The 1,052-nt window shown below is 52.7% G+C and carries 2 pseudogenes; both read right to left on the bottom strand.

What is annotated here, in order from left to right:
- Positions 1-19 precede the first annotated feature (19 nt).
- Positions 20-214: pseudogene (locus BBW68_RS16215) on the bottom strand (transposase); the annotation flags it as partial.
- Positions 215-245: 31 nt separating this feature from the next.
- Positions 246-1,052: pseudogene (locus BBW68_RS16210) on the bottom strand (Tn3 family transposase); the annotation flags it as partial.

Raw genomic sequence — 1,052 nt, 5'->3', positions numbered from 1 at the left:
GGCACTTTTCTCATCGGTCTGCACAGAACACCTGCTGTATCGCCGCCTTCAGGCCGCTGTGCGAGTCGGAGATAACCAGCTTAACGCCCTCCAGTCCGCGCTCTTTCAGGCTAAGCAGGAAGGCCAGCCAGAACGCTTTGGCTTCTGACTCGCCGATACCCATTCCGATAATCTCCCGGCGTCCGTCCAGGTTAACCGCGCAGGCAATTATTAGGGGTTCTACGCCGGAACCGCCAAAATTTCCGTTACCCCAGTTTCAGCCCGGCAACCAGCTCATCTAGGTCAATAATCTCATTGCTGCTCTGGAAAGTATAATGTCCGTTTAACAAAATGTGCTGCTAGGCCACTGGTGATATCTGGGCTAGCGCCTCAAAGCCTTTGGCATTGCCTTCCGTTTCCAGTCGTTCCAGCAATCGCGACAGGATTGCCGAGTTGTAATATACGATCACGTTGGAAATCAGCCGCCCGCACTGGTTACTGATGTTTGTTTCAATATCATTTTTCCCGGTTAATTCCTTCTTTCCGCCGACGCCGACTTTGGTCACTGCGGCACGCAGCTGGTGATAAGATTCAATCCGGTTCTGGAAACGCCGGATGTTGAGCTCCAGCTGCGGATCGCGCAGATATTTCAGCGTGTAGATGCTGCGTATCAGCCGGTCATATTCGAATAGTGCCTGCCGGGTCGGATTGGTCGTGGTGTACGTGCACAGTTTGCGGACCAGCGTCCCCTGCGTTATTTCTTTCAGCCCCAGCGTGGCGACGATGTGATCGAGATTGCTTTTCTCGCGGATAATAAGATCTCGGTCAATCTGATCGGCGGGCCGCGCAGGCATTTTTTATGGGCCGACGGTTCTCTGATGCAGTACAGCTCCTGCAACTGCCTGTTCAGTCCGTGAAATGAGGTTCAAAGCGCAGGCCAAACCAATGCAGGATCGCAAATTTGGCTTTATTGATGTTGTGCATGTCGCCAGTGATGGCCATGGGTTTCACCTCTGATGTGTTGCGGTACCAGATATCAAAGACATGGTGGGCTTGGCACTGTTGCAAAGATA

Source organism: Candidatus Erwinia dacicola (assembly GCF_001756855.1).
GTDB classification, from domain to species: domain Bacteria; phylum Pseudomonadota; class Gammaproteobacteria; order Enterobacterales; family Enterobacteriaceae; genus Erwinia; species Erwinia dacicola.
The sequence above is the reverse complement of the archived record's forward strand: the minus strand, read 5'-3'. Positions and strand labels throughout refer to the sequence as shown.